Genomic DNA, 26,694 nt, shown 5'->3' on the forward strand with positions numbered 1-26,694 from the left:
CGCGAGTGACGTCAGGCCGGCTGCGATGACGGCAGCAATGATGAGGCTGGATGTGCGGGTCTCGAAAGCGCGGCTCATCTCCTCGATGCCGAAGACGATTCCCGCGAGCGGCGTGTTGAAGGCCGCGGCAACGCCGGCGGCGGCACCGGCCAGAATCAGCCCGGGCTGACGGCGTGGTGAGACGCGGCCAAGCGCGAACATGATGGAGGCGCCGACCTGAACGGTCGGCCCTTCCCGCCCGACCGAGCCGCCGCAGAGGAGCGCGAACAGCGTGAGGATCATCTTGCCGATCGCGATCCGGATCGAAACCAGGCTCTCGCGCGCCGCCTGATCGCTCAGATGCCGCGCAGCGATCGCCTGCGGAATGCCGCTGCCCTGCGCGTTCGGGAACAGGCGGATGGTCAAATAGGCCGAGAGCATGAAGCCGAGCGACGTCACCGCCAGCACGGCGTAACGCGACTTGTCCAAAAGGAGCAAAAAGGCCTGCTGCGCGAGATCGGCGAGCTGCGCCAGCGCCACCGCCGCAGCGCCGACCGCGATCCCACCGAGCAGAAAGATCGCTCGCCGCTGCCATCGCGCGGAGGTGATCTTGAATATCCGCTTCTGGCGATTCGAGAGGAGCGTCATGAGTGCGGAAACTTCGGTGGGATCAAAATCGAAATCAAGGGGTTCGTTAGAGGACGCCGCTAAGAGGGCCTTAGACTTCGGTCATATTGGTTTATGCTGAGTTTGGCTTAAGATTGCCTCATGCGGGGAACGATCTTGGTCACCATAGGCTTTTTGGTTTTGGCGATTTGCTTCTCACGAGCGCATCGATTCGTGATCCAGCCGACGAAGCCGCTGCCGCCTGTAAATACACTCGCCGACTGATGCGGCGCCACTCTTTCGACAAGTTTAAGCGCATTCTGTCGCTTGATTTAGCGGAGTTTTACAGTCTTCAAAGCTTCAAATGTGGAGTCGAAGTTCGGTTGCTGATTTGAGGATGTCTTCGCCAAGTCTGTCCGCATTCAGAACCCAACCAGCCGGAAAGTATGACAATCTCGGGCTCCGGGGCCACAAGCTTTCATTGCTTGGCTTTTCGCTGCCGTTGGGCGTATTCGGATCCCCATCCGAGACCGAGTGTCACGGAGATCAGCGAGCCGAGCAGCACGCCGAATTTTGAAGCGTCCCGCAGCCTGTCGTCGTTAAACGCAAGCATGGCGATGAAGATGGACATGGTGAAGCCGATGCCAGCCAGAAGCCCGATCAGGCAGACGCCGGCCCACGACACGCCGGCGGCCAGCCGGCATCCCCCCAAACGCACGGCGAGCCAGGTTGCACCGATCACACCGATCGGTTTCCCTGCACAAAGCGCAAGCCCTATGCCCAACGCCACGAACTGCGCGCTGCCATCGAACTCGATGCCCCTCAGATCGACGCCAGCATTCGCCAGCGCGAACAGTGGCATGATTACGTAGGCCACCCAGGGATGCAGCGCAGCCTCAACTCGGACGACGGGCGGCACCGTTTCTAGACCGACCGAGCGGACTGGCGTGATCAGGCCGAGTAGAACGCCTGCAAGGGTCGGATGCGCGCCAGCCACGAGGAAGCCGGCCCAGACGATAAAGGCTGGTAGGACGTAGACGAGCGCGGAGCGGAAATCGAGCCATTGTAGGCCGAACGCCACGAGAACACCGACAGCTGCGACGATAAATCCGTTGGGTTGGAGCCCGCTGCTGTAGAATAGCGCAATTATGAGAACCGCGATGATGTCGTCGATGATGGCAAGCGCCAGGAGAAAGACCCGAACGTTGCCTGGAATGGATTTTCCGAGCATTGCCAGCACGCCGACGGCAAATGCGATGTCGGTTGCAGTTGGTATCGCCCAGCCAGTGTTGCGCCCCGGAGCGGCGTTGAAGCTGAGATAGATCAGCGCAGGAACGACGACCCCGCCGAGGGCCGCCAGCACAGGCAGAATGGCCTGATTCAATTTGCTTAGCGCGCCCTCATAAATTTCACGGCGGATCTCCATGCCGACGACGAGAAAGAACACCGTCATTAGCGCGTCGTTGATCCAGAAATGCAGTGGCCTCTCGAAGACAAACCCGTCGAGACGAAGCGCGACCGACAGGTTCCAGACATAGTGATAGGACTGGGCAAAGGGTAAATTGGCCCACAGCAATGCCGCTGCCGCAGCCACGAGCAGCACAATACCGCCGGTGGCCTCGACATGCAGGAAATGTTGAAGTGTCGCGAGGGCCCGCTCGACAAGAGGTAGAATTTTCCGCAGGTCTTTGCTTGGCGAATTCTGATGGGGAAATCGATCGTTCATGGCGCACACGCTCCGCGTGGCGGCCCGACCATCGCTTAACCTGTCACTGCCTCATGCAGCGAGCACCCACAGCCCTTCTACAGAACGGGGCCGAGAACGCAACCGCGACGTTTGCGATGGGTCAACGACGTGGCTGATGTGCGCTATCAAGTCCGATGCCGCCATTGCGGTCATGCCTAATTATCGAGGGTCAGGGCACGACTTGTTGGCTTCTTCCGGCGCGGTTGTCACAGGTCGTCCCGTAGGCCTTTGAAGAAGGGGTGGCGTACCTTTCCTTCCGCCGACTTGGCGCGGTACTCGATCTCGGCGAGCAGCTTCGGCTCAACCCAGATGCCCTTGTGAGCGATCCGCTTTGCGTAGGGTTGCGTCTTGCGAACCAGCGGCTCCAGCCGGCGTCGCAACTCGGCGGCAGAAGTCTTGTCAAAGCCGTGATCGACCTTGCCAGCGTAGATCAGGTCGTCGCCTTTGCGCCGCGCGAGATAAATGCCGTCCCACTTGCCCTCGTCGAGCGCGAAGCCGGCGATGGTCAGGGTCTCGCGCTGGGCGCAGGTCTTCTTGACCCAGTTGTTGCCGCGGCCGGTCGGGTAAACGCTGTCACGCACCCTGGAGACGACGCCCTCGAGGCCGATCTTGCAGGCATGGACAAACATCTCTTGCCCGTCGATTTCGAAGCTCTCGCTGAATTGCACGTCCGTGCCGGCAATGATCTTCTTCAATTCCGCCTTGCGCTGGCTCAGAGGGAGTTTTCGTAGATCTCGGCCATTGAGGTACAGCAGGTCGAAGGTGACCAAGACAATCTTCGTCGAGGTGCCCCTCAGCTCATTCTGCAAGACGGAGAAGTCGGTGGTGCCATCGGCGGCCGGCACCACGATCTCGCCGTCGATGACGGCCGAACTCGCCTTGATGTGCCAGGCGTCGGCAGCGACCTTCTTGAAGCGGCGGGTCCAGTCGTGACCACGTCGCGTGTAGATCTTGACGGTTTCGTTGGCGAGATGAACCTGGACGCGGTAGCCGTCGAACTTGATTTCGTGGATCCAGCGATCACCGGCCGGCACGCGCTCGATCGACGTCGCCAGCGCCGGCGCGATGAAGCCGGGAAGCGGCGACTTGACGCCGAGTGCTTCCGGCTTTTTGCGCGGGAAGGCCATCGCTTAAACCAGGCGCAGTGTGAATTGCGGCAGGTCTTGAGGCGCATAGCGATCCACAAATTCCTGAAGGTACGAGGGGACGTCGCTCAGTTGAAGGTTGCAGCGACGCTGTATCTCTCGGGCAATGTCCTCGGAGACGTCTTCCGACCAGCGTTCGGCGGTGTTGAACGCGACAACCCTGATCGGCTTTCGATACTCTCCGGCCAGCAGGTCCTGAATGACGGTTTCCAGATCCGCCGTCTCGATATCTGCTTCGCGCCAAGCGCTGCCATTTCGGCCGAAATCGTCTGCGACCAAGTAGACGGTCTGGTCACCGTTCGGGACGATCGACGGAAGCCAGCTGGACGGACGCATAAGCAACTCCACGCAACGAACCGGGATTCAATTTGACGTCGGCTGATTCGTTCCAGCGCTTGGAACTGCCTGTTGCGCCAGCGCTTTGATACAGCAGGCGGCTCAATGGAGGAAACATGGCAGTCAACAAACCGACCGGTGACAACGCTCGCAAAGGCGCGGTGAAGAAGCGCTCTCAGACCAAGACGACCATCGGCGGCGCCTTGGGATGGACCAAGCGCGACAGATCGTCGGGCGAGTTCATGGCCGTCAAGAAGCCGCGCAAGGCGAAGAAAGCTGCAAAGAAATTCAAGGGCGTGCGGGTCGAGAAGAAGTCCGCGAAAAAGATGAAAGCGAAAAAGACCGTTCGTCGATAGTAACAGACCTTGCCCGTCGCCGATTAGCGGGACCAAGGCCACAACAGCGCTGGAGCTCACTATGAACAAGCTACATTCGATCGCGACCGCTGTGCTTATCCTGTCGGCTGCCAGTGCCTCGGCGCAGCCCGCCGGCGCCCCAAGCGGGCGAGGAGCAGTCGCCGGTGATCCCGCGGCCAGTTCGACGGCCCCGGGCAGAGACCCGCAAGCCACCACCGGCATGTCCTCTGGTTCGGGTAGCGGCAGCGGGACCTCCACGTCTGGCGGCAAAGACGACAATGGAGATCAGGGCCGAGACAAGATGCCGGATAGCAATAAGACTGTCAGGCCCGAGAGTCAGCAGCCGGAAAAGCCACATTAAACCTGCTCTAAGGCCGCCACTGTCTCTCGGCGGAGAGACGGCCCCGGCTGGAGGCCTGGGGGCATTTAGACCGGGGCCCGCCAACATCGGTGGCGATGCATGGCGTGTTGTCAATCGGGACGCGGCACAGGGGGTTCCACAGCTCATCAAGGAAACGCCGCAGAGAGTAAGGCCACAGTTGGCGGCCTACCGCCGCCGGTAAGGAGCAATCTGGTGGGCCTTTCTCGTCGAGTTCGCTCTTAGCCTCGGCTCAACGTCGGTACTACGTCCAATTTTGCGATACAAGCCGACGATGTTGCAGATCAGTTAGAGACTAGGGCAGTGGTCGGGGATTTGCGACACGGCTCTTATGCCATCGATTGGAATGAGCCATCCATTCAGAAATCGGCTCGCCGTCGCGATGGCGGCCTCCAGCTTCCGCGCCAGCCCAAGCCGCCGCAGCCCCGAACAATAACGCTGCAGCGGCCGAGAAGGCGATAATGATGCTCGCCGCACGAGCCCTCGAGATCGCGCCCTTTGCATTGGCCAACGTCGTGTCCACTCGCCTTTCGGCGTCCGGCCCTGCAAGCCCAGTCAGTGCGGTGACCTGCTGAACAAGATAGGTGCGATCTTCGGGGAGGACGCCGCTGTGACTGGAAGCGGTTGCCAGAATGCGCGCGGCTTCAGCACGTTCACCCGTAAGATCAACGTTCGGCGGCCGCCGGGGCGCACGAAAGAGATGATCCAGTTCGTAACTTAGAACCGACGGTTCGGTAGCAGAGGGAGGTTGCGTCGTTGCGGACGGACGGTTCGCAGCGCCCGCTATCAACGCGGTCAGGACGGCTCCGATGACCACAGCTAACGCCCAGGCAGCAACACCATGCATTCCGTCGCGCGTCTCGACATCATCGGTTGCGGAAACGTAGGGCGGCCGCACGCGCCCCGCGAAATAACCGCCGCAGCCAAAAGTGATAAGGGACTGAAAGATCAGGTACACCCCCGACAACAACCATAGGGCAACAGAAGCATCTCTCCAGGTTGGCGCAGCGGAGGCCATGCCAAGTCCGAGCGCCGTTCCAAATGAGATCAGTATCAGAGACAATGCCGTAGCGACGAATGCTCCGACAAGGATGGGCGTCCACTGCAAACCCCACGGCCTCGTTAGGCTGGATGCGGGTGCAGTCTCGGTTTCGATCGCGGAGAGCGGTTCAATGGCCATGACGTCTTACCGAAGCCCGAGCAGAGACAAGATGAACATGACGACGACAATCAGGCCAACGAGGTAGATGATTCCATTCATGCGAAGTCCTCCTCTTCGCCCCTTCAAGTCCAAGCACACGTCATGGTTCCATAATGCCGGTTTTCCTTCTCGGCATTAGAACGGACCGGTTGGCTGACCAAAGAAGCCGCGCTGCCGGGCAGGGCAACGCGGCGAGGGAAGCAAGCCCCGGAGGTCGCGTTCAACAGACTTTCGAGAACGCCCCGTCTTGGCTGCGGTATCGGCCGTGAACGGAGTACGACAATTTGTCGCTGTGATCGCCTTGGATTTCCGATCGCCTCCTCGTTTCGTTTCCGGATGTGCGTCCTGATACGCCTTCTTGCGTGCCTTCAGCACCTTTGCGCGTTCGGCGGCCATCAGATCGGCACGCATCAGGTTTTCGTCGATTTCGGCAAGCGCCGGAGGAACCGCTGCCCTGCCACTCCATTGGCTTCTGACCTGTATCTTTCGTATCCTTAAGTTTGGATCGAACTCTTTGAGAACGCTGCAAATTAATCGCGCTTCCGGTGGGAGCTGTTCATGCAAATCGATTTCTGGTGCGCCGCGTGCACCGAGGCGAGTGCCGCCGAGGTGGAGAGGTCCGTCGCCGATACTACAGCTGCGAGCAAACCCGTCGCCGCGAACGACAACGCCGAAAGCGACTGGCCTCTCTTTCCATTTCCTGACGATTGGTACGCGACGTCTTGAAACACGATCGAGATCGGCGCCCAGCGCCTCAGCGCGGGCGACTGCCGTCCGGGAGCGGCCGCTTTTCGCGGCCGCGTCTGCAACGAAGGCTTCAGCTTTCGAAATCCCAACTTGAGATTTAGATCGCCGATCGCCACCCTTCTTCGTCTCCGGATGCACGGCTTCACAAGCCGTCTTCCACTTCGCGATCAGCTTCGCGCGCTGCGCCGGCGTTAGATCGCGGCGGATCAGGTTTTTGTCAACTTTGAGCGTCGCCAGACTACCGCCATTGCTGGAAAAGCGCGTCGAAATTTAGGAACACTATTCAGGGCCGCGAGGTTTCTTTCCTCATCAGAGGCTAGGCATTGCGGAGTTCTCTCCATGGCTACCCAGATCGTGATGGACCACACAGGCGACAGCAGACATTTTTTTGAGAAAGATGACCACAAGCAGTTGGCCGAGGCTGAGCGGCGCTTCGAAAAGCTGACTGGCCTTGGATTTACCGCGGCCACCCGAACGGAAGACGGCGATCTCCACGCGATACGGTCGTTTGATCCAACAGCGATCGAAACGCTGTTCTATCCGCGCTTGGTCGGCGGTTAGAACCCTCGCGGTACGGCAAGTGTTTTTGTTCAGGCGCAGAGGTGCCGATAGTGCGAGTGCGCGCGCTGTGCGTGCATTCTATCGGAGCTTTATCGAGCAAAATGGATCGGAGGCGCGTGCGCGTCGCCTTCTTCGCGATTGGTTGTCGCCGGATCAGCGGGTTGAGTTTGATGCCAATGGCTTTTTCGAAGTCACTGGCTCTCATACCGGCCGACGATACCGAATTCATCAGGGCACGATGAGCAACGTTTGGGAGCTTGATGAAAAAAACGAGCCTAAAGTGGGGTGGTGCTTCCTGCCCGAGCGAGCCTTGGCAGCTGGAGACGTGATGCTCGCCCAGAAGATCGCGCTCGAAACTGACGAAGCCGCAGTGCTCGCGATCGCCAACCGGGTTTCTACGAGACCGCCCTCGCGGCCCCGAGTAGTGCGGCGCGCCTGGTAGGTCCGATCGCTCGCAGGCAAGGCGGCCTCCCGGGTGCTATGCGGAAAGAGCTTTAGCGGGCTATCGATAAGGGAGAGGTGGATTGCGGTGGCAGATGCATGACGAGGATCGCGAGCATCTGCTTTTGCTCGTCGACCTATGCATTGCTCTTTGCTTTTCCGGCCTCGTCATCAGCTTTATCAAACTGATCGGAGGTCTGTTCTTTGACTAACCCAGATTGTCCAGCTTGTCACGGCCTCGGCTGGGTATGCGAGAACCATCCCGATCGACCGTGGAGCGACAAGGCGAGCGGGTGCCAGTGGCGCCGGCATGCCTTGCGAGTGCAACAGGACCGATGGTGCGAGCTGCCCGACGTCGAGAGGATCATCGAAGAAGTTGGGACGGGGCGCCGAGGCGCGTCCGAAATTAGCGTGCCACTGTGTCTGAGAAGCTGAGGGCTATCTTCGCAATCATCGTCACCTTTGCGGTAGGGTCGGCGCCTTTTTCGCAATCCGATTTTTAGCGGGACACCGCGGCTGATCGTGCTGCCTAGGAAGCCAGCCGAAGATCGTATCGGCGCTTCAACCGATCGCTTGTGACCTTGGCGGCATATTGAATACGGTCGAGATCGCCTCCGTCGGCCGCTGTGACACACAGTGTCCAGTTGATGCCCTGCGGTTGATGGGCCTCGCATTCAACTTCCACTGAGATGACATGTTCGGAGCCAGGGAAGCTACGAATGTCCTGAAGCGCAATGAGTTCGAGGTCTGCCTTTGAAATAAGAGCTTTTGCCACCTTCACCTCCTGAGTTGGCAAAGGGCCGCAGAACGCCACACACGTAGTCAACCGAAGCTGCGCGGCTAGGTTCCAATGGACTGCAATGCTTCAGTCCTTAGGCCGCATCGCGGAGCGCGCCTACTGTTGACGATCGCCGATGTCGAACGCGCCTAGGCGGTAATCGTCCCCCAGCGACTGCTCAGTCGTCGGCCGCGCGATCAAGGTGAACGTCGCGTCGGGGTAGCGCGTCCACACTTCAATGTCCTCTGACGTGACGGTCAAATATCCGAAAAAGCATCTATATCGACCCGGCTCGGTTACCCGGCCGATTTTGTCCCAGTTGATCTTGTTGACCCGCATCGCTAGCTCCACTCGTTCTCAGGCAGAGAACCGGGCGGAGGTTCAAGTTCTTCGAGGCCGGCTTCGATCACCGCCAACTCCTCTGGATTGCGTTGATAGCGTTTTCTGGGTTGATGCCCGACACGGCTTGCAGCTGGGCGAGCACCTTGCGCCGATGCGCCAGCAAGTCCGTTAGTGCGCGACGGTCCCGCACCTTCACGTAGCTAGCTGTGAATCGGCGCCGGGGTCACGTCGCTTGAGGTAGCGGCGGTATCGATCTGAAGGAATTTAAGAAAGCCTCCTTAGGGTGGGGTCACCATCGGCGCCGATCGTGACCCGACCCCAACGCAGATTCGGTAAGTTGCGAAACGAATTGCCGCCGTTAGTTCAACTGGCCGAGTTCGGCACCGATTAACATTTGGGGCTTGCTGATCGGAATGGTGTTTTTGAACCCATTGATCGGTGTGGCCGTCGGTGCTGCGTCGGGAGCACTCGGAGGAGCATTGGCCGACTTCGGTATTAATGACGCCTTCATGAAGGAGGTTTCTGGAAAAATTGATGCCGGTAGCGCAGCCTTGTTCTTGCTGATCAAGAACATGACTGCGGACAAGGTTCTGCGAGAAATCCAGGATGCAGGTGGGGTAGTCCTAAAGACGTCCCTGGATGACAGCAAGGAACAGAAGTTGCGGGACGCTCTCGCCAAGGCGGCGGCAAGCCCACCCGAGATGCCGCCGGCGACCTAGGATAGTTTTGCTCGAAAGGGAGAGGCGCCTTGTCGTTACTTGTGAAAAAGCTGGCTGGTGTCGGACTGCTGGTGATTGGGCTGCTCTTATTGGCCACTGGGCTGACGTTTTCATACACCGATTTGGCGGTGTTGGGGGCGGTGCTTCTGCTGGCAGGCGCAGCCTTGCTCGTTCTCAAAATTATCCGGCGCAATCGATCCTTATCAAACACATGACTGACCGTCGAGCGTATTGCGCTCTGAAAATCGGAAGTAGCGCGCCGATCCGCGTACTCTGGTCATTCGGGATTGTTTGTGTCGCTTGGCGGCGGCGAGCTTTGAGGCATTCAATCCGGCCGCTCGACCCGTGACTATGGTGCGGATGATGCAATTGGGAATCGACGCGCCGGACCCGGAAGCCGCTCCGAAGTTTGGGCTGTACCTGGTATTTGCCATTTGATCTGCGGCCACACCGGCGTGGCCGGGCATGAGCCCAGCCGCAATCACGTCCTGGCACTCTTCTTCTGTTTCAATATCCGGGAACACGCTCAATCGAATGGCTCGCGGCCGAAGCTGGCTGCGCGCAAACGATCGCGCATTCCGGAGAAATCACTCATCAATCGCGGTAAGCAGCGCGGAGTTGGCCACGCGGACCCACGAAGAGATCACCCGTCCGTTGGTCGTTGCATTGATAGACGCCGTCCTACAGCTGTATTCACGCATGCATTACAAGATGAAGCGACTTTTGCCGATCACACCGTCAATACCCCGTACCGCTCTGGCTCAGAGCGGATGGGGACCGGGCCGCGGCTATTTTGGGACGATATTCTTGTAAATTACCCCATCTTTCATGATCACGATGAACTTGTTCGCCGGGTCCGCTACGAGACGGATGTCCTCCAGCGGATTGCCATCGACAAGCAAAACATCCGCCAGCGCTCCCTGCTCAATAACGCCCAATTTGCCCGGATAGGGGTTGCGGAGGCCTGACAGGGTAAGTAGCTCTCCGTTGGTCGAAGTTGCCATGATCAGTGCCTCGGCCGGCGTGAACCATCGCGTCAGATCGACGATTCCCTGGCCCTGATGCTCTGCAAGCTGCTTCGAAAACAGGATGTCGGTGCCGAATGCGGTTTTGATTTTGTATTTCTTGACGAAATTGTAGACTTGGTTGGTTCCGTTCACGACCTGCATCATCTGTTGCTGCTGTGCGGGCGGAAGAACCGCAGCGCCGCCCAGATCTGTGAACGGTTGCGTGCTCAGCCAGATGCCTTTCTCCGCCATCAGTCGGGCCGTAGCTTCGTCCATCAGATGGCCATGTTCGATGACCTTCACGCCCGCTGCTATAGAGCGCTGAATCGAGGCTGACGTGTAAGCGTGGGTGGCGACGTAGGTGCCCCAATTAGAAGCCGCCTCAACGGCGGCTTTGAGTTCATCCTCGGTAAACGTCGTGACGTCGAGCGGGCTAAAGGGTGACGCTACGCCCCCGCCGGCCGTTAGCTTGACTTGCGACGCACCCTGCATGAGCTGCTCCCGCGCTCGCTTCCGAACCTCGTCGGGGCTATCCGCAATACTGGATCCGCCGATCTCTTCGGCACGACTGAGGGGTGCGCCGGGTACTCTCGGCAAATCGATGAGTTCACGGAAATCTCCGTGGCCGCCGGTGATTGTGATTACAGCGCCTGAAGGATAGATGCGCGGACCTGGGAGCACTCCCTCGTCAATCGCCCGTTTGAGGGAAAAGGCTGGGCCACCCATGTCCCGCACAGTCGTAAAGCCGCGCATGAGCGTTGCGGTTGCTTCCGCGCCGGCCAGAAGGGTGGTGTAGCCCAAATCGCTGGAGAGCAATGAGTGGGCGTGGGCCTTACCAGCATCGCATGCCAATGCATGTCGCTGAGGCCGGGCATCAAGACGCGGCCGCCTCCCGGAATGATTTGAGTATCGGCTCGCCGATCGGCTGGGATCTGGTCTGTCGTGATGCGCTCAATGATGCTCCCTCGAACGAGGACATTCGACGGAGCAGAAAGGGTTGGGTTCTTCCCGTCAAAGATTCGGACATCCTCGAAGATAGTGACCCCGGATCGCTCCTGCGCCCGCGCCGTTTCGAGCGACTGGGCTGAAAACGTCAAGCAGACGGCACTTGCGCAGATCAGTTTTCGTAACATGTTCTCGCCCTCACCAAGTCAGCCGTAGGACTTTCACCGTCCCAGCCAAGCAAAGGCCCATAGAAAGCTAGTGCCCCGTGATCCTTGTTGTATCCGGCGAAACCCTAGGCGCACGTACGGGGCATCCCTATCCGCGGCTAACGCCGTCGGCTAGAAGCCCACCAAGAGCCATTACGACTCATCGCGCATCAGCGATGCGGAAGCTCGGCCGAACAGCCGAACTGGTCCGCTACGCGATCGCAAGAAACCGGTCGCACCCTGAAGAAGGGACGCAAAAAGAATGAGCCGCGGGAAACCACTCATTGATCGGCTATGTGGCTTCGATCTGTTCGCTGCGCACTTTTACGAGCATATCCCGCGTCTATGGCTTTGAACGGTCCTTCTTTGTCTCGGCGACCGCACGACTTAACTGAGCCAAGAGATCGTCTGCGGCGGAAGGACCGAGTTGTACGTAAACCTGCTCCAAATCTGCATGCCCAGGCAGCGCCACGTACATTATCAAATCCACGTTTTCACCGTGGGCCATGGCCGAGACATGATCCACATGCGGGAGCAGATATGGCGAGTTGCCTTCGATCCTGATTTCAGTCGGCACTTCCACCTCCTGCGACCTATGTTGATGTCCATTGTATCGAGCGTGATAGTTTCATCAGGTTATTTTACCAGCAACACGAAAATACTTGCAACGTCGTGGATGGCGAGCAAGTGAGGATAGAAAGACACCCCCCTACATCAGCGGACGCCTATGCAGGCGACTTCCTGTTAGATGCACGTGGCGAGCAACAGTGCTGGACCAAAGGTAAGGACGGTCGCCACGAGCGAGGTGATGAGCGTCCCCAGGACGACCCACTGCAGAAATGCTTGGGTTTCACCGAAACCAGAATCTAGCCCCGCGCGGCCAGTTGCGCGCCACATCCAGCCCAGTACCAACAAATGCGCGAGGAGAGTGGCGGCAAGTGATAATCGCAATGAGCCCGTCGACCAGGCAAACGCGCAACCGATACCGTGTATCCCGTAGAGACTAACCAGCGCACTGCACCAGACGGTAAAACCCGCGGCTAGCCACCACAACTGCCTTGGTGATATGGGCCGCTCGCTCACGGTCGAGCCCCCACTACGGTGACGAGTGCGGGTAGTGCGAGAACGAGGCCCAGTGCAATGGCTCCTGTAACGCACGTATAGTCCAACCATAATCGCGTCAGCCGTAGATCCAGCACGCGCCGCGGCGAAATGAAGCCGGCCCGGAGGCGCAGGGTGTTGCTAAAAAGGAAAAGAAGGCCGATACCCCCATGTAAAATGACGTAGCCGATCAGGGCTGCCGCAGTCGCACCAAGCGCATGCTCGCGCGGATGAGGAACAATATCGGCAATCTGCCCGACGGCTGCGGCAATAGCTGCGAGCAGTGCCAGCAGGGTGAGCCCAATCCAGCCACTCGCGCCGCTCCCAGCTGTCGCCGCTCGCAGTGATCCACGTGACGTCGCAGCGGCTACCGCGAGCGCCGCGACAGCGCCGATGGCGAGTGTACGGCTTGGCTCGGGCGCAACTGCCGCCGTCCAATTCGGGGCAGAGATCCAAAGATAGAAAGTCCCGAACAGCAGGGAGGTAAACAACGTGCCGTCGGCCACTAGCGCGCAGATCAGCGCCAACCACGCCGGGGCATCCGCCACCTCCGTGTGGGGCGGCACACTGACACCACGGCCGACAGGTAACGGACCGTAGTCTCGGGGGAGGCCGGCGCTCTGCCCGGCGAGCACGAAAAGGCAGGCGGTCACGAGCGCAAAGCCAAGGGACAACAGGTAGAATTTGAACAGCATGGCCAGAACCGCAGCGGCCGTCAGGAGTGCGGTGTAAAGCGGCAGATAGGTCGGGCTCGGCAACACGATCAGTTGGTCCGGGACACCGGATGTCTTATGTACGCCGAGCGTCTCCTGCCATCCGTTGCGCGCGAAGCCGAGATAGCCTTCGCCGCGCGCCAGTGACAGCGTGAGATCGTTTGGCACGGTCGAATCGGTTCGCGTTGTTCCAAAATCCGGGATCGAGGCGAATGCATATGGTGCCGGCGGGATCGGCATCGCCCATTCGAGCGTCGTCGAATCCCACGGGTTGCGCCGCACGCGCTTGCCGTAACGTAGTTGGACAAACAGGTCGATAACCACCAGCGCAAAGCCGATCGTCATGACGAACCCGCCGATCGAAGATAGCAGATTGAGCCAATTCCAGCCTTCATCGCCGGAATAAGTATAGATCCGACGGGGCATGCCGCGGAGTCCGGTCAGGTGCATCATGAAGAAAGTCATGTTGAATCCAATGAAGACCAGCCAGAACGCCGGGACTGAAAGCCGATGCACGGCGGTGCGACCGGTCAGCAACGGCATCCAGTAGTAAAACGCTGCAAGCATCGGAAAGGCGAGCGCGCCGGCCACCACATAGTGCATGTGGGCCACGACGAAATAAGTGTCGTGGGCTTGCCAGTCGAACGGAACCATGGCGAGCATGACTCCGGTCAGGCCGCCCATCACGAAAATGAAGAAGAAGCCGAACACATAGAGCATCGGCACGTCCCATCGCGGCCGACCGTGTGCCAGTGTGGCAAGCCAGGCGAAGACCTGCACCGCGGTCGGCACCGCGACGATCGCTGAGCCCGCGGAGAAAAAGGCGAGCGCGAGGTGCGGAATGCCCACCGTAAACATGTGGTGCACCCAAATGCCGAAGCTCAGGAAGGCGAGCGCGATGATAGCAACGACGATCGCGCGATAGCCGACCAAGGGCCGTCTTGCAAAGACAGGGATGATCGTCGATAGCACGCCGGCCATCGGCAGAAATATGATGTAAACATCGGGGTGGCCGAAGAGCCAGAACAGATGTTGCCATAGCAGCGCATCCCCGCCACGGGTGGGGTCGAAGAATGGCAGACCGAACGCGCGTTCCACTTCGAGCAGGATTGAGCCGAGGATAAGTGGCGGAAAGGCGACGATCATCATCATCGCGGTGACCAGGATGTACCAGGCGAAAATCGGCATCCGATCGAGCGACATGCCAGGCGCGCGCATCTTCAAGATCGACACCACGATTTCGATCGCGAGCGACAGGGCGGAGATCTCAACGAAGGTTACACCGAGCAACCATACGTCCGAATTTATGTCGGGCGTAAAGACGTTCGAACTCAGTGGCGTGTACATGAACCAGCCGCTATTGGGGGCGGCTCCAGCGACCAACGCTACCGTCAGGATCGTGCCCCCGAACAGGTAACACCAGTAGCCATAGGCCGTCAGTCGCGGGAAGGCGAAGTCTCGAGCGCCAAGAACTTTCGGCGTCAGATAGACTGCAAAGCTCTCTACCATGGGAATGGCAAACAGGAACAACATCATCGATCCATGCATGGTGAAAACTTGGTTGTAGGTCTCCGATGTCATGAATGGGGAGTTGGGAGTCGCGAGTTGAACGCGCGTCAGCATGCCGAGCACGCCGGCGATAGCAAAGAACGCGAAAGACGTGATCATCATGCGCATGCCGATCACGGAATGGTTGACGGCAGCAAGGCGTTGAAGCCCCGACCCGGTTGCCCAGATCGCTGAGAGCTGGCGATGCAGCCGCAGTGCCGGTGTGCCCTGCGACAGAGGGTCGACGGGTTCACTCATTTTTTCTCGGACCCTTCTGCAGCGGCCGCCCGCGCAAGTGCTGCGGAGAACTCCTCCGGGCGATCGACGACGACATCGAAGCGCATCCCTGCGTGACCGAGGCCGCAAAATTCGTTGCATTGGCCGGCGTACCGGCCGGGTCGATCGGCCTGAATGCGCAAGCGGTTAACATGCCCCGGCACCGCGTCGATCTTGCCGGCAAAGCGGGGAATCCAGAAGGCATGGATAACGTCCTGACTGGAAACCAAGATGTCGATCGGTGTGCCGGCGGGCATATGCAAGACGTTCCGCGTCTCCACTCCACCGTGATCGGGATAGTGGAACGTCCACGTCCACTGGCGCGCCACGGCTTCTATCCGTGGCGGCGTGTGTCCGGGTGACGGCAGGAGACTCTCGCCGGCGATCAACGCATAGGCGACAAGCGGTATCAGCACGATGCCCGGCAGAACCAACCCGCCGAGCACCAACCAGCGTCCCGGCGATACACCCGCGCCCCAGCCAGGACGCCAGATGACGAGCAGGAATAGCGTTATCACGAGCACAAATAGAACGCTCGCGCCGGTCAGCATCACCCACCAGAGCGTTGCGATCGAAGCGCCAGCAGGTCCCGAGGGATCCAGCGTCGACAGGGGGCCCGTGCAGGCTGGGAGAGTTGAGGCTATTCCGAGTTGGACAGACAGCCGCATTAGATTACCATGCCGGCCCGAACGAGATTGTTTCCACCGTGAAGGAAGCGAACGATGGCAGAACGAGACGATTTCACCTCCGATGCTCACAGTCCGGTCATGCTGGATTTGCTTCGATTGGATGTTGGATCTGCGGTAGCGTTGGTCGGGCACCCGATTCACGTCATGATGGTGCATTTCCCGATCGCATTCGTGATCGCGACGCTCGGTGTCGACGTATTCTATTGGTGGTCGGGAGATGCGTTCTGGGCGCGCGTCGGCCTGTGGTCGACCGGCATGGCTTTTTGGAGCGCCGTGGCCGCTAGCATCGTCGGCACTGGAGAATTGTTGCTGGTGCGCGGTATCCGGCTTCTTGAAGCGAGCTGGTCCCATGCCGTGGCGGCAATGACTCTCGTTGCGATCGCTGGGGCCAATTGGGGGCTGCGTCTCGTCGATACCCAATCGATCTTGCCGCATGGCCTTGCGCTGTCGGCTCTTGCATCCGTGATGGTCGGCTTTGCTGGCTGGCACGGGGGCAAGCTCGTGTTTGATCATGGCGTCGGCATTCTGGTCTCGCCGAGGAGTTGATGCACCAGACGCCCGAGTCCGCCAGGCTCGAACAGATGGGCGGCGATCTGGTTAGAATCAATGTGCGGCTTGGCCAGCACCATCCAGAGAATAGCGCCGATCAACGCGATGTAGGCGCTCATGAGTGAAACGTAGGAAAGCTTGGTGAACTTTCGCTGGGGCAAGAACAATTGCATGAGGATCAGGCCGGCGACGACGTGCAGCATCGCCATGATCCCCACCAACACCATCTTCAGCGAAAACCATTCCGCGAAAGTGGCCTGCAGGAAGATTAGCGCCGTCCCACTGCCGATAGCTACAAATGCCGCAGGAGAGGCTAACTCGACATAGACCAGCCGTGTGACGCGGTGCAACCGGTCAAGATCCAGGCCTGCCTCAAGCGTCCGGCGTTGCCAAAACAGATAAGGCAGTGCGATCAGCCCGCCTGACCAGAGCGCGATCGCACCTAGATGCACAAATTTCAGCAAGGTTGTCACAGTGCCGGCTCGCTCGATCTCAAGCTGGACCACGCAATCCAGACCCCGACCCCCAGATAAGGCAGCATCGCGGGTACCCACATCAGGAGACCGGCCACTTGCTGATCCGCAAGCGGCTCGAGCCCCCAACTTGCCGTGCTTGCCAGATGTACGAGATAGAGCGGCCTGGGCGCGAAAACGATTAACGCACCGAGAAGGCCCATCTGTCCGATCGTAGCTACCAACGCAATCAGCGCGGAGCCGGATGTGGACGGCACCAGGATCGCTCGCCACAATAACCAGGCACTTCCGAGAAGCGTCATCTGCATCAGCCAATAGGCCGGCACGCTCGCAAGGCCCCAAGTATAGAGCCCCGGCGTGTGCCAGAGCCAGAGGGTGATCGCGTGTCCAGCGACGAGCACCACGATTGGCAACGATCCGACCGCCCGTCGCGGAAAAGCCAGAGCCAGTAGCGGTGCTACAGCGGCGATCAGCAGGACGTGGTGCAGTACCCGAACAGAAAACAACGCCGAGGACATCGCGCAAAGCGGCGAGACAAAGATAAGCAGCAACAGGCCTATTGCGCCGAAACCAGCTCGGGCCTCCGAGGATCGACAGCGGCCAACCACGATCGCCAGGGTAACAAGCGTAGCGAGTAGCAACGGATCCAAGTTCCAGCGCGTCCAAAGGTCGTCCGGAAGAGCGGCGGGGCCACAATAGGCGATCTTGGACTCCGGCATGGCACCCCGACCAATGAGGATAGCTGCAGGGAATAACGCTCATTCAAGATGAGAGACTAACCAGATCGGTACGAGAGAGAAAGTAGAGTCCACGTCGGCGGGTTGGACACGCCGCACTGCGGGAGACCGGACGCATCGTTCACGTCGTTCGAGCCGACATGTTAGCGGCGAATACCGGACCCGAAATCAGTATTTATCCTTAAAGAATCGGCTGTTGTTCCCGAGGGGTCTCCGCTGGCCTTGGTGGTAGGGTTCGCAACGCCATCGCGTCAAATGGGATGGATTGATGCAGCTTCTCTATGGTCAGCGCGGCGCCGTCTGGCTCGTTGTCTACCTGCTGTTCATTCTCGCTCCCCTGTTCGCGCTTCTGGTGGGCTCCCACCCCCCGTTGCGCGATTTTTGGACGGAGCTCTCGATCGCTTTCGGCTATTCCGGCCTCGCGATGATGGGTCTCCAGTTCGGCCTCACAGCGCGCTTCCGCTATGTTACCGAGCCCTGGGGCGAAGACGTTATCTATCATTTTCATCGTCAGATATCACTCATGGCGGCGGGGCTGGTCGTTGCGCATCCGATCATTCTCGTCGCGGTTCAGCCGCAGTTGCTTGCGCCGTCCAATATGCTCGAAGCGCCGCTGACCGCTCACTTCGCTCTCGTATCGATTGCCTCGGTGATCGCGCTGGTGGTGACGGCCCTTTGGCGCGTGGCGTTAAAGATGTCCTACGAGAATTGGCATCTGATCCATGTGGTGCTGGCGGTTGTCGCTATTATTGCGGGGATCGTGCACATGGTTGGGTCGGGCTTCTACCTGGCTGATCCCTGGAAACGGTTGTTGTGGATCGGCCTGACGGTCTTCTGGATCGGATTGCTAATCTATGTGCGCATTATCAAGCCGCTCTTCATGCTGCGTCGGCCCTACCGTGTTGCGGAAGTACGCAAGGAACGCGGTGACACCTTTACATTGGTGATGCAGCCAGACAGGCACCCTGGCTTTCGGTTCAGCCCGGGTCAATTCGGGTGGTTGACGGTGTGGGACAGCCCGTTCGCAATCACGGCGCACCCGTTTTCATTCTCCTCAAGCGCGGAGGCGACGGATGGATTCGTCGAGATGACGATCAGAAACCTGGGCGATTTTACCAGCAAGATAAACACGGTCCCGGCCGGTAAACGCGTGTATCTCGACGGCCCCTACGGTGCATTCACCATCGGCAACCCTGCGGACATGCACGTGCTTGTCGCCGGCGGGATCGGCGTAACACCAATGATGAGCATGATACGCACGCTTGCCGACCGAGCGGACCAGCGCCCCGTCGTTCTACTGTACGGTGTTCAGGACTGGGAATCGATTACCTTCCGAGAGGAACTCGAAGAGCTGAAGGCGCGACTCAGCCTGACCGTCGTCTATGTGCTCTCAAGACCGCCAGATGGCTGGACCGGAGAAACCGGCTTTATCAGTTCGGAGATATTCAAGCGTCATCTGATGCCGCCATATGCAGATCATGAATATTTCATCTGCGGGCCCAACGTCATGATGGATGCGATCGAAAAAGCCCTGGGCGAAATGAACGTGCCTATGTCTAAGTATCATTCCGAACGCTACAGCTTTGTGTAGGACATTCCGATGCGCCGCTTGTTTGCAGACCGGCTGGTCCTGGTAACGGGCTTGGTCGTGATCCTGATGTCGGTTTTGTTCGCAGTCTTGCGCGTGGCTGGGTAGGCAAAAAGCGCGACCGGGTTTGCAACCCCCTCGCGGTGGCGTGTGGCTTGTTCCGTTTTGAAAGCAGGATCATGAGTGCTCACGCGATCGGACTTCTGGGCATTTCGGCCGCTCTCGGCTTACTCATCATGCTCGCCTTTCGGGGCTTCACGCTGCTCTTGGCAGCGCCTGCAGCGGCGATGCTGGCGGCTGCCTTTTCGGGAGAGCCGCTGCTCGCCAAATGGACGTTGACTTTCATGCAAGGCACAGCGGGTTTTATCGGGAATTTTTTTCCGCTGTTCCTGCTGGGCGGCGTGTTTGGCAAACTGATGGACGATAGCGGCGCGGCTCTTTCCATCGCTCGGGCCATCATCGGTTGGCTGGGCGAAAGGCGTGCGATCATGGCAGTCGTGTTGGCCTGTGCAGTGCTCACCTACGGCGGCGTCAGCCTGTTCGTCGTAGCCTTCGCGGTATTTCCGGTAGCGAATGCGCTGTTCCAGCAGGCGAAGGTGCCGCATCGATTGATTCCGCCCGCTATCGCTCTTGGAGCCTTTACCTTCACCATGACGGCTTTGCCCGGTACCCCGGCCATCCAGAACGCTATTCCCATGGCGTATTTCGGCACAACGCTCTTTGCGGCGCCTGGTCTCGGCATCATGGCCTCCGTGATCATCGTGGGCTTCGGACTTTGGTGGTTGCGCGTGATGGAGCGACGCGCGCTAAACGCAGAGGGCTATCACGCCGAAGCTCACATAACTCCGGACAAAAACTTCGTGCGCGAGCGAGCCGCAAACGCCGACAATTTTGACCATGGCGAATTAACTCGCGGCCATCGAAGTGAGCTGTTGCCCCCTGTTGCGCTCGCGGCGACGCCAATCATCATCGTGCTGGCGGTCAACCTTGTTATGAGCATGGTGGTGCTACCGCGAATAGATACCGGCTTTCTCGCCGAGCCGCGGTTCGGCGAAACCTCACTTTCGGCGGTGAGCGGGGTGTGGTCCGTCGTGACGGCGCTCGCCTTCGCCTCGCTCACTCTTGTGCTGATCTTGCGGAAATTTCTGCTGGAGTTAAGGGCAAGTCTCGACGCCGGCGCCAATGCTTCCGCGCTGCCGGCGCTCAACACGGCCAGCCTAGTGGGCTTCGGTGCCGTGGTTGCGGCGTTGCCAGCTTTTACCGTAATCCGAGACGGATTTCTCGCGGTGCCCGGTGGCCCGCTCGTATCGATTGCAGTCGCTGCGAACGTGATGGGCGGTATCACCGGCTCGGCCTCGGGCGGATTGATCATTACGCTGAACTCGCTGGGTGAAACCTACGCCCATCTCGCCGCTGCTACGGGCATTGCCCCTGAGCTAATGCACCGCGTCGCCGCCATCAGCTCAGGTGCTCTTGCCATGCTGCCGCATAATGGCGCGGTGGTCACTCTGCTCGCGATCTGCGGCGCGACACAACGCGGAAGCTACCGCGAGATAATGGTGGTGGGATTGGTGGGCCCGTTGATTGCGCTGACGGCTGTCATTGCGCTCGGTAAGCTATTTGGGGCTTTTTGACGATCCGTTTGGACGTCTCAAGCACGCCTAAGTAAACGTATGAGGAAAGACCCAGGTGGGGGACATTCACTGCATGCAAGCGGCAGTAGGGCTGCGTCAGGCTCTCGCGCGCACTTCGGCCACCCCGCCGACTAGGGGCAGCCGCACTGGTGGTCCTCTGCCGAGCGACTGCGAGGTATTGTCGAGTGTAGCGTCTGCCAAAGAGAGGACATCCATCGTGTCAGATAATTCTAAAGGAGACCCCGATCGCCGCGACTTCTTGATCGGATCGATTGCCGCAGCGGGCGCGTCGGCCGCCCTCGCCATCAATGTTGACGCTGCCAGCGCACAAGGGACGCCGGCATCTTCGGCCCGCGCGGCGCCAGCTGCGCGGGAGGCAACGATGTATGCTGGGGATGTGATCCAGGGAAAGAAGGTCATCCGCGCGCTTGACGTGAACGATCTTGAGCCCGGGCGGAAGCATCTCCTCTATTTTGAAGGCGTCCAGATGCCGACTGGGCAACACTGGTACGTGTCTGTGACGGTCGCCAAGGGGGCAAAGCCGGGCAAGCGAGGTGTCCTCGTCAGTGGTGTGCATGGCGACGAGATGAGTTCTGTGCATACGGTTCAAACTGTCATGAACCAGCTCAATCCGGCGGAGATGTCGGGCACGGTGACGGCTGTGACCGACGTGTCCCGCCCCGCGATGGAAGGCATGCAGCGCAGATGGCCCAACTCGGGAAGAGGCGCCGACCTGGTGGACATGAATCGGGAATGGCCCGGAAATGAGAACGGTGCCACCGCGGCCAGCCGACATGCCTGGCTCCTGTTCAATCGGCTCCTTCAGCCGAACGCCGACTTCGCGATCGACTTCCATACGGGGACAACCGGGTTCGACGTCACCGCATTCAATCTTGGCGGCATGGATGTGCCGGAAGTCAAGGCGATGCTGGATCTATACCCTGTAGGCCAAATCTTCGACAATCACGTGTATCCCGGTGTTCTACATAATGCCTTTCTCGACGTCGGCATCCCGGCCTTCACCCCGGAGATTGGCGCTGCTCGCGTCCTGAATCTCGAGATGATCAAGCTGTTCGTGGAAGGCACGATGAATGTTCTCAAGCATCACGGCATCGTTGTCGGGCCGATGGGGCGCACAGGCAGTGACGTGCGTGTTTTTGTCGGTGACAGTGCGTTCCCGATCATAGCCGTCCAAGGCGGACTCGTCGAGCATCTGGTCAAGCTCAACGACAAAGTGGAGTCCGGGCAGAAGGTCGCCATTCAGCGCAACAGCTTCGGCGAAGTAGTTGCGGAATACACCAGCAGTGTGGCTGGAGAAGTGACGGGTCAGCGCAGCGAAGCAATGGCTGAGCCTGGGAATCCGCTGACATTTATCCTTTTCAATAAGAGCCCCCCGGGTTCGGAGTCTTATCCTGAGTAGCCAGTCACCGCGATCTCCACCAAAAGCGCCACCCCCTGGATCCGATTTCGTAGGGACGCTCCGAGAGGGTGGGTAGCTGTGCTCTGCAGTTCCACGAACTTAGGTCCGCCGGGCTGGTACCGAATCCGTGCTGTTGCGGGCGAATGCCTTCGGCAGCAACCGCGGCGCACCTTGGTTCGGAGCTCCGTCCGCGTGCCGAGCGGCGCCGCGTGACGGCAGCCTGGTTGAGCTGCATCAGCCGTTGAATTCGTCGGCGTCGCCGCGCGGCCGTGTGGGACCACGTTGCACGACCTGGGGCGTACGCATCTCGCTGCGCTCGCGTGGCGGACGTTCGGATGGCTCCCGACCCAGCTTGGCCCGCAGCTCCGTCAGGTCGGTGAAGACGTCCGCCTGGCGGCGGAGCTCGTCGGCGACCATGGGCGGCTGGCTGGCGATGCTGGAGACGACGGTGACGCGGACGCTACGGCGCTGCACGGCTTCGACCAGGGGGCGGAAATCGCCGTCGCCGGAGAACAGGACCATCTCGTCGATCCGAGCGGCGAGCTCCATGACGTCGACCGCGAGCTCGATGTGCATGTCGCCCTTGACTTTGCGGCGTCCGGAGGCGTCGACGTATTCCTTGGTCGCCTTGGTGACGACGGTGTAGCCGTTGTAGTCCAGCCAATCGACCAGCGGCCGGATCGAGGAGTATTCCTGATCCTCGATGATGGGGGTGTAGTAGTAGGCCCGGAGCAGCGTGCCGCGGCCCTCGAATTCGCACAGGAGGCGCTTGTAGTCGATGTCGAGCCCGAGCGACCTGGCGGTGGCGTAGAGATTAGGGCCATCGATGAAGAGAGCGATCCTGGTGGAGGTGGACGACATTCGGACGCGGCTCGAATTGGTGCGGGGCATGCGCCGTCCGCACGGCTCTGGACTAACGAAGCAATGAAGTTGAGGCTGGGGCGGCCGTTAGCGGTTGCCGCTCACTCGCATTCTTTCAGAATCCGAGCTCCGACGAGAAGAAAGTAGTCCCGTCCGTTTGCAGTTTCAAAACTTATTTCATTAAGAGTTGTTGAACCTGCCTGGAGAAGGGGAGACAGACGATAGCGATGCCGGACCGACTTCCGCTTTTCGATATCCGCCTCAGACAACGCCGCCGGGTGTGCAGGTGGGACCTGTGCACGACCGACGGCCTTGTCGTCATGCAGGGATCCGAAGGGAGCCGGACCGCCGCGAATTACCAGGCCAATCGCGCGCTTCTTCTGATGCTGTTGGCATCGGCGTCTCGGCAGGCTCGCCCGGTTGGGAGCCCTTCGCGGCGAAGCCGTTCATCCGCGAGGTGAGGGGAGGCAGCGCCTCCCCCGGTCAACACGATGGTCGGTAAGTTCGCGCTCCACTCGTCGCCGTTGAAGAAGGTCTGCCGGGCCGACTGAAGAACTAGCTGGTCGGGGGCGGCCGGTCTCGGCCAGCTGAACGCTTCTCCGTCTCCCACCTTGTGCCTGACGGCCGGAACGATCGGAGCTGGGCGCTTGGTCGGATGAGAGTTGCTGCGAGATGCACCTGTGCAACTCCCAAGATGCTGCAGAATAGGTGATGGTCCCCTCGTCGAGGACGAAGAACCCTTGCGGGAGATGCTGGAAGAAACCCTGAGCGAGGCGGGCTTCGATAACCCTGAGCGGGTCAGCTGGCGGACGGCTACGGCGGCGAACCACACGAAGGAGCGTATCCTTGCTTACCGGCAGCATCAGCCGTTTTGCGAAGCCTGCCGCCGGTCGTCCGCCAAGCGCCAGACCGAGGTGATGGACAATGGAGTCCAGCCTCGCCGTGCGTCGCGCTGATGGAGCCAGCACCCCTTCGAAGCGCTCTCGCTATGCGTCTTCGGCACGATCGCATATGTTCCCAGAAAGGCACGAGGCAGAACATCTTCGAATTTCTGGTGAACTGAGGAGAACTTAACCGCCGTCACTTGTCAGTTCATATCTACTCATCCGTTAGACGACCTGAAAGCACGTATCGTTCAGCGAAACTGAGGTTATCGCCATATCGAGCGTGTCAACCTGTCAACCCTGTCAACCCAGCATTTGACGTGTGCTTCTGGAGCGATTTCGGGCCGCGCTGGGCGTACGGGGAGGGCGCGGGGAGGGACCACTTGCGAACGATACCCGGTCTGCTGCGGAAGGCAGACCTTGTTGGCGAGTTCCTCGGCGGTGGTTAAGGCCCACTTCCGGACTCATGCCGCGCGTGCCTTGCTTCGGAGGCGTGAGCGTGCATCAGAGCGGTCCGTTGACCGGCAGCAACGCGCCGGTGACGGCGCTGGCGGCGTCGCTCACCAGGAAGAGGATGACATCGGCGAGTTCCGTCGGCGCGACCCATTTGGCAGGATCGGCCTTCGGCATGCTGGCGCGGTTTGCTGCGGTATCGATGACCGAGGGCAGCACCGCGTTCACGGTGATCCTGCCTTTCAACTCGGCAGCTAGGGACTCCGTCGGCTTGTGCACGCCCGCCTTCGACGCCCCATAAGGACCCATGCCGGAGCCGGCCTGCAGAGCGCCCATCGCGCCGATATTGACGATGCGCGCCGCCGGCGAGTTGAGAAGATGCGGGATCGCCGCGCGCGACGCGTTCAGCGCAGTCTCGACATTGAGAGCATACATGAGCTGCCAGGTCTTGGAATCGCCATCGGCAATAGTCTCGAAGGTAAAACCGCCGGCAATATTGATCAGCGCGTCGATCGCGCCGAAATGAGCGGCGGCGGCATCGACCGCCTTTTTCGCCTGTGCTGCGTCAGTCAAGTCGATGCGGCCGAACGCGACCTGCTTGGCGGTTGCCGCGAGCTGTGACGCAGCATGATCGATGCCTGCCACTCTCGCGCCGCGCGAAAGGGCTTCCTCGGCGACCACCTTCCCAAGCGCGCCCAGCGCGCCTGTGATGACAACGACTTTACCCTGTCCGCTTGCCCCAGATATGCTCACGTCACGCATCACGTCTTCCATTTGATCATCGTCTGCAGGACGCTCATTGCGCGGCCCGCGTAGGGCGGCTGAAAGAGCATTTGGATCGGGGAGAGAGGGCCCTGGTAGAAGACCGGGCGCAATTTTGAAAAGGTGTTGAACCCCTCGCGCGCGTGGTAGTGGCCCATGCCGCTCGCCCCGACCCCACCGAATGGCAGGTCGTGCTGGCCGACGTGCAGGAGAGCTTCATTGACCGACACGCCACCCGACATGACCCGCGAGATGTAGAAGTCGCGCAGCTCGGCATTGTGAGTGAATGGATAGATTGCCAACGGGCGGTCGTGACTATTGATATAGTCGGCGACATCCTGCCGATCTGTATACGTCTTGATCGGCAAGATCGGGCCAAAGATCTCGCGCTGCATGACAATCATGTCTTCCGTCGGATTTAGCACGAGATGCGGTGCAAATTTGCGGCGCTTCGCGTCCGGAATCTGCTGTTCCGCAAGATTGACCAGGACCGCGCCCTTTGTACGGGCATCCTCCAGCGTCGCCTGCAGCCGCGTGAAAGACCGTTCATCGATGATCGACGTGTAGTCCTGGCCGTTGATGTCCGGGAAGCGGTCGGCAAACAGTCGCCGGCAATGGCGGACGAACTCGTCCTCACTCCCTTTGGGCAGAAACATGTAGTCGACATTCGTACAGATCTGACCGGCATTGAACATCTTCACCCAGAGAATGCGCTCCGCCGCTGTTTTGACCGGGAAGTCAGGCCCAACAATCGCAGGTGCCTTGCCGCCCAGTTCAAGCGTGACAGGGGTGAGGTTGCGGGCCGCGTTGGCCATGACCGAGCGACCGGTAGCACCGGATCCCGTGAACAGCAGATGGTCGAAGGGCAATGACGAGAATCCCGGTCCTCGTCCGCCGCCATCCTCGAAGAAGGCAAGCTTGTCGACCGAAAAATACTTCGGGGAAACGCGCATGAGAACCTTTGCGAGCGCTTTTGAATTCTCCGACATCTTGACCATCGCTCGATTGCCGGCCGCCAGAATCGCTGCGAGCGGGCAGAAGCTGAGGTTCAGCGGGAAATTCCAGGGGACGATGACCCCGACAACGCCGAGCGGCTGCGGGATGACACGATTCCGCGCGAGCGGATAGGTCATGAAGTCGACGTGTCTGCGCTGCGGCTTCATCCACGATTTCAAACGTTTGACCGCATCGGCGATGGTCTCCAGGACCACGAAATATTCCGCAAACAGGGTCTCGAATTCGGACCGGTTGCCGTAGTCAGCGTTGATCGCTGCCACCAACTCGTCCTTGTTATCCTTCAGCAGACGCGCCAGCGACTTCAAGTCAGCAATCCGCTGGGCATAGGATGGCTCAGGCGCCCCCAAATACGCGGCGCGCTGCCTCTCGAAGCAGGCCTGGAATTCGGTGGGAATGTCGATCGAACGGGAAATAACCGGCGCGTTCATGATGTTCCCTTTCTCTTGGTTTCTTCCTCTTGGGTTCTTCGCGCGTCCTCCAAGCGAAATAAAGGG

24 protein-coding genes and 3 pseudogenes are annotated in these 26,694 nt (G+C 59.8%); 9 read left to right on the plus strand and 18 right to left on the minus strand.

Annotation, left to right across the window (positions count from 1 at the left end):
• From FXB40_RS41295 to FXB40_RS41310, 4 genes are all read right to left on the minus strand, one after another.
• A partial coding sequence (locus FXB40_RS41295; protein ID WP_187437494.1) for a chloride channel protein occupies positions 1 to 627 on the minus strand: 627 nt, incomplete at its 3' end.
• Between the two features lie 436 nt (positions 628 to 1,063).
• On the minus strand, positions 1,064 to 2,311 hold the full coding sequence (gene nhaA, locus FXB40_RS41300) for a Na+/H+ antiporter NhaA (RefSeq protein ID WP_148778012.1): 1,248 nt from the start codon (positions 2,309 to 2,311) through the stop codon (positions 1,064 to 1,066).
• 227 nt (positions 2,312 to 2,538) lie between these two features.
• A complete protein-coding gene (gene ligD / locus FXB40_RS41305; protein WP_148778013.1) occupies positions 2,539 to 3,459 on the minus strand; it encodes a non-homologous end-joining DNA ligase in 921 nt (306 codons plus the stop codon).
• Between the two features lie 3 nt (positions 3,460 to 3,462).
• Positions 3,463 to 3,813, minus strand: a complete 351-nt coding sequence (locus FXB40_RS41310) for a hypothetical protein (protein ID WP_148778014.1) — start codon at positions 3,811 to 3,813, stop codon at positions 3,463 to 3,465.
• Between the two features lie 116 nt (positions 3,814 to 3,929).
• Between FXB40_RS41310 and FXB40_RS41315 the strand changes: the two genes are divergently transcribed.
• Positions 3,930 to 4,169 carry a hypothetical protein gene (locus FXB40_RS41315; RefSeq protein WP_148778015.1) on the plus strand — a complete coding sequence of 80 codons (240 nt, stop codon included), beginning with the start codon at positions 3,930 to 3,932 and terminating at the stop codon, positions 4,167 to 4,169.
• Between the two features lie 674 nt (positions 4,170 to 4,843).
• Here FXB40_RS41315 and FXB40_RS41325 read toward each other — a convergent pair.
• Positions 4,844 to 5,728, minus strand: coding sequence for a hypothetical protein (locus tag FXB40_RS41325; protein WP_246208265.1), 885 nt, complete (start codon positions 5,726 to 5,728; stop codon positions 4,844 to 4,846).
• A gap of 156 nt (positions 5,729 to 5,884) precedes the next feature.
• Complete coding sequence (locus tag FXB40_RS41330; RefSeq protein WP_148778017.1) at positions 5,885 to 6,634, minus strand: hypothetical protein; 750 nt, start codon at positions 6,632 to 6,634, stop codon at positions 5,885 to 5,887.
• A gap of 201 nt (positions 6,635 to 6,835) precedes the next feature.
• Here FXB40_RS41330 and FXB40_RS41335 point away from each other — a divergent pair, with 201 nt between their 5' ends.
• Both FXB40_RS41335 and FXB40_RS41340 read left to right on the plus strand, forming a co-directional pair.
• Complete coding sequence (locus FXB40_RS41335) at positions 6,836 to 7,057, plus strand: hypothetical protein (RefSeq protein ID WP_148778018.1); 222 nt, start codon at positions 6,836 to 6,838, stop codon at positions 7,055 to 7,057.
• 19 nt (positions 7,058 to 7,076) lie between these two features.
• Positions 7,077 to 7,499 (plus strand): hypothetical protein, encoded by a 423-nt coding sequence (locus FXB40_RS41340; RefSeq protein WP_148778019.1) that lies wholly within the window; start codon positions 7,077 to 7,079, stop codon positions 7,497 to 7,499.
• Between the two features lie 528 nt (positions 7,500 to 8,027).
• Here FXB40_RS41340 and FXB40_RS41345 read toward each other — a convergent pair.
• Complete coding sequence (locus tag FXB40_RS41345) at positions 8,028 to 8,273, minus strand: hypothetical protein (RefSeq protein ID WP_148778020.1); 246 nt, start codon at positions 8,271 to 8,273, stop codon at positions 8,028 to 8,030.
• Positions 8,274 to 8,393: 120 nt separating this feature from the next.
• Complete coding sequence (locus FXB40_RS41350; RefSeq protein WP_148778021.1) at positions 8,394 to 8,615, minus strand: hypothetical protein; 222 nt, start codon at positions 8,613 to 8,615, stop codon at positions 8,394 to 8,396.
• Between the two features lie 398 nt (positions 8,616 to 9,013).
• Between FXB40_RS41350 and FXB40_RS41360 the strand changes: the two are divergent.
• Together FXB40_RS41360 and FXB40_RS41365 are read left to right on the plus strand one after the other, a co-directional pair.
• Positions 9,014 to 9,337: pseudogene (locus tag FXB40_RS41360) on the plus strand (DUF1269 domain-containing protein); the annotation flags it as partial.
• Between the two features lie 29 nt (positions 9,338 to 9,366).
• Positions 9,367 to 9,552, plus strand: a complete 186-nt coding sequence (locus FXB40_RS41365) for a hypothetical protein (protein ID WP_148778022.1) — start codon at positions 9,367 to 9,369, stop codon at positions 9,550 to 9,552.
• A 573-nt stretch (positions 9,553 to 10,125) separates the two neighbouring features.
• On the opposite strand, the pseudogene FXB40_RS41370 reads toward FXB40_RS41365, so the two are convergent.
• From FXB40_RS41370 to coxB, 4 genes and pseudogenes are all read right to left on the minus strand, one after another.
• Positions 10,126 to 11,477, minus strand: a pseudogene (locus FXB40_RS41370) (metal-dependent hydrolase family protein).
• A 361-nt stretch (positions 11,478 to 11,838) separates the two neighbouring features.
• On the minus strand, positions 11,839 to 12,072 hold the full coding sequence (locus FXB40_RS41380) for a hypothetical protein (RefSeq protein ID WP_148778024.1): 234 nt from the start codon (positions 12,070 to 12,072) through the stop codon (positions 11,839 to 11,841).
• A 502-nt stretch (positions 12,073 to 12,574) separates the two neighbouring features.
• Positions 12,575 to 15,115, minus strand: a complete 2,541-nt coding sequence (gene ctaD / locus FXB40_RS41390; RefSeq protein ID WP_148778026.1) for a cytochrome c oxidase subunit I — start codon at positions 15,113 to 15,115, stop codon at positions 12,575 to 12,577.
• A complete protein-coding gene (coxB, locus tag FXB40_RS41395; protein WP_148778027.1) occupies positions 15,112 to 15,801 on the minus strand; it encodes a cytochrome c oxidase subunit II in 690 nt (229 codons plus the stop codon). The genes ctaD and coxB overlap by 4 nt, the downstream gene beginning before the upstream one ends.
• Positions 15,802 to 15,855: 54 nt before the next feature.
• Between coxB and FXB40_RS41400 the strand changes: the two genes are divergently transcribed.
• Positions 15,856 to 16,368, plus strand: coding sequence for a DUF2231 domain-containing protein (locus FXB40_RS41400; RefSeq protein ID WP_148778028.1), 513 nt, complete (start codon positions 15,856 to 15,858; stop codon positions 16,366 to 16,368).
• Here FXB40_RS41400 and FXB40_RS41405 read toward each other — a convergent pair.
• Positions 16,332 to 16,844 (minus strand): CopD family protein, encoded by a 513-nt coding sequence (locus tag FXB40_RS41405; protein ID WP_148778029.1) that lies wholly within the window; start codon positions 16,842 to 16,844, stop codon positions 16,332 to 16,334. The two genes, FXB40_RS41400 and FXB40_RS41405, sit on opposite strands and share 37 nt — an antisense overlap.
• On the minus strand, positions 16,841 to 17,563 hold the full coding sequence (locus tag FXB40_RS41410) for a cytochrome c oxidase assembly protein (RefSeq protein ID WP_148778030.1): 723 nt from the start codon (positions 17,561 to 17,563) through the stop codon (positions 16,841 to 16,843). Before FXB40_RS41410 ends, FXB40_RS41405 begins: the two co-directional genes overlap by 4 nt.
• Before the next feature lie 286 nt (positions 17,564 to 17,849).
• Here FXB40_RS41410 and FXB40_RS41415 point away from each other — a divergent pair, with 286 nt between their 5' ends.
• From FXB40_RS41415 to FXB40_RS41425, 3 genes are all read left to right on the plus strand, one after another.
• Positions 17,850 to 19,172, plus strand: a complete 1,323-nt coding sequence (locus FXB40_RS41415; RefSeq protein WP_148778031.1) for a ferredoxin reductase family protein — start codon at positions 17,850 to 17,852, stop codon at positions 19,170 to 19,172.
• Positions 19,173 to 19,363: 191 nt separating this feature from the next.
• Entirely contained in the window at positions 19,364 to 20,803 is a 1,440-nt protein-coding gene (locus FXB40_RS41420; protein WP_148778073.1) for a GntP family permease, read from the plus strand.
• A gap of 217 nt (positions 20,804 to 21,020) precedes the next feature.
• The gene (locus FXB40_RS41425; RefSeq protein ID WP_246208271.1) at positions 21,021 to 22,223 is read left to right on the plus strand and encodes a M14 family metallopeptidase; all 1,203 of its coding nucleotides are present in this window, start codon (positions 21,021 to 21,023) and stop codon (positions 22,221 to 22,223) included.
• 234 nt (positions 22,224 to 22,457) lie between these two features.
• On the opposite strand, the gene FXB40_RS41430 is transcribed toward FXB40_RS41425, so the two are convergent.
• From FXB40_RS41430 to FXB40_RS41445, 4 genes and pseudogenes are all read right to left on the minus strand, one after another.
• Complete coding sequence (locus FXB40_RS41430) at positions 22,458 to 23,084, minus strand: LabA-like NYN domain-containing protein (protein ID WP_148778033.1); 627 nt, start codon at positions 23,082 to 23,084, stop codon at positions 22,458 to 22,460.
• A gap of 782 nt (positions 23,085 to 23,866) precedes the next feature.
• Positions 23,867 to 24,086 (minus strand): annotated as a pseudogene (locus tag FXB40_RS49590) (ISL3 family transposase); the annotation flags it as partial.
• Between the two features lie 386 nt (positions 24,087 to 24,472).
• Positions 24,473 to 25,183, minus strand: coding sequence for a 3-oxoacyl-ACP reductase FabG (fabG, locus tag FXB40_RS41440; protein ID WP_148778034.1), 711 nt, complete (start codon positions 25,181 to 25,183; stop codon positions 24,473 to 24,475).
• Entirely contained in the window at positions 25,183 to 26,628 is a 1,446-nt protein-coding gene (locus FXB40_RS41445) for a coniferyl aldehyde dehydrogenase (RefSeq protein WP_148778035.1), read from the minus strand. The genes fabG and FXB40_RS41445 overlap by 1 nt, the downstream gene beginning before the upstream one ends.
• Between the last annotated feature and the right edge of the window lie 66 nt (positions 26,629 to 26,694).

Source organism: Bradyrhizobium rifense (assembly GCF_008123425.1).
GTDB lineage: Bacteria > Pseudomonadota > Alphaproteobacteria > Rhizobiales > Xanthobacteraceae > Bradyrhizobium > Bradyrhizobium rifense.

Bases quoted from the DNA above. Each gene is read 5' to 3' on its own strand.
- nhaA (WP_148778012.1), bottom strand. From the start codon at position 2,311: ATGAACGATCGATTTCCCCATCAGAATTCGCCAAGCAAAGACCTGCGG.
- ligD (WP_148778013.1), bottom strand. From the start codon at position 3,459: ATGGCCTTCCCGCGCAAAAAGCCGGAAGCACTCGGCGTCAAGTCGCCG.
- FXB40_RS41310 (WP_148778014.1), bottom strand. From the start codon at position 3,813: ATGCGTCCGTCCAGCTGGCTTCCGTCGATCGTCCCGAACGGTGACCAG.
- FXB40_RS41315 (WP_148778015.1), top strand. From the start codon at position 3,930: ATGGCAGTCAACAAACCGACCGGTGACAACGCTCGCAAAGGCGCGGTG.
- FXB40_RS41325 (WP_246208265.1), bottom strand. From the start codon at position 5,728: ATGGCCATTGAACCGCTCTCCGCGATCGAAACCGAGACTGCACCCGCA.
- FXB40_RS41335 (WP_148778018.1), top strand. From the start codon at position 6,836: ATGGCTACCCAGATCGTGATGGACCACACAGGCGACAGCAGACATTTT.
- FXB40_RS41350 (WP_148778021.1), bottom strand. From the start codon at position 8,615: ATGCGGGTCAACAAGATCAACTGGGACAAAATCGGCCGGGTAACCGAG.
- ctaD (WP_148778026.1), bottom strand. From the start codon at position 15,115: ATGAGTGAACCCGTCGACCCTCTGTCGCAGGGCACACCGGCACTGCGG.
- coxB (WP_148778027.1), bottom strand. From the start codon at position 15,801: ATGCGGCTGTCTGTCCAACTCGGAATAGCCTCAACTCTCCCAGCCTGC.
- FXB40_RS41400 (WP_148778028.1), top strand. From the start codon at position 15,856: ATGGCAGAACGAGACGATTTCACCTCCGATGCTCACAGTCCGGTCATG.
- FXB40_RS41410 (WP_148778030.1), bottom strand. From the start codon at position 17,563: ATGCCGGAGTCCAAGATCGCCTATTGTGGCCCCGCCGCTCTTCCGGAC.
- FXB40_RS41415 (WP_148778031.1), top strand. From the start codon at position 17,850: ATGCAGCTTCTCTATGGTCAGCGCGGCGCCGTCTGGCTCGTTGTCTAC.
- FXB40_RS41430 (WP_148778033.1), bottom strand. From the start codon at position 23,084: ATGTCGTCCACCTCCACCAGGATCGCTCTCTTCATCGATGGCCCTAAT.
- fabG (WP_148778034.1), bottom strand. From the start codon at position 25,183: ATGCGTGACGTGAGCATATCTGGGGCAAGCGGACAGGGTAAAGTCGTT.
- FXB40_RS41445 (WP_148778035.1), bottom strand. From the start codon at position 26,628: ATGAACGCGCCGGTTATTTCCCGTTCGATCGACATTCCCACCGAATTC.